Annotated in this window: 1 protein-coding gene; it reads left to right on the plus strand. The window is 72.6% G+C overall.

Annotated elements, in window-relative coordinates:
* The first annotated feature begins 163 nt into the window (after positions 1–163).
* A complete protein-coding gene (locus tag D0Z06_RS25045; protein WP_199489341.1) occupies positions 164–988 on the plus strand; it encodes a transposase family protein in 825 nt (274 codons plus the stop codon).
* Positions 989–1014: the final 26 nt, after the last annotated feature.

Here is a 1014-nt window from a genome sequence, read left to right on the forward strand (position 1 = left end):
TGAGCCTTTCCCAGTAGCGGGCGGCTGGCAGGGCGGGCCGGACACGCCGACGCGCGCGAGGTGACGGGAGGAAGCGCAGGACCTCGGTAGGAGGGACGTCTTCTCACAGACCGTCTTCCCCACCCGAGGTCCTGCTGTGTCCGATCCTGTCACCTACACCGCCGTGCTTCCGATCGATCAGGAGACCGTGCACTTCGTGTCCGGCCTGCTGGCCGCCGAGCGACGACGACGCGGCACCCGCGGCCGGCGCCGAGCGCTGGGCTGCTACCGGCAGGCGGTGCTGGTCCTGCGCTGGTTTGTCGACGGCACCCGGCTGGCCCAGCTGACCGCCGACAACCGGATCGGGTCCTCGACGGCCTACCGGTATCTGCACGAGGGCATCGACGTCCTCGCCGCCGCAGCCCCCGGGCTGCGCGGCGCGCTGCTGGCCGCCCGCGCCGCTGGCCATCCGCACGTGACGGTGGACGGCACGTTGGTGCGCACCGACCGTTGCCAGGTCCCCGGGCCGACCGCCCGCGCCGATCGACCCGAGCGCCGGGTGGACCTGTGGTGGTCGGGCAAGCACACCTGCCACGGCGGCAACGTGCAGGTCATCGCCGCCCCCGACGGCTGGCCGATCTGGACCTCGCCGGTGCGACCGGGCCGCGAACACGACACCACTGCGCTGCGCACCCATCCTGAGGCGCTGCCGCTGCTGGCCGAGTGGACCGACGCCGACCACCGTGCCCTCGGCGATCTGGGCTACGAGGGCGAGCAGGCGGCGCTGACCACGCCGATCAAGAAGACCATCGACGCGCCGCTGACCACCGACCAGCGCACCGTGAACCTGCTGCACGCGGCCACCCGCGCCCCGGCCGAACGCGGCAACTCCCTGCTCAAGACCAGCTTCAAGGCGCTGCGCCGGGTCAGCTTGTGCCCCTGGCGCATCGGCGCCATCACCGCCGCCGCCCTCGTCCTGCTCCACCACATGCACGACCGCACTACGTGATCAACCGGCCGGCGGACCCGCTACTG

This window comes from Geodermatophilus marinus, from assembly GCF_003428645.1.
Taxonomy (GTDB): domain Bacteria; phylum Actinomycetota; class Actinomycetes; order Mycobacteriales; family Geodermatophilaceae; genus Geodermatophilus.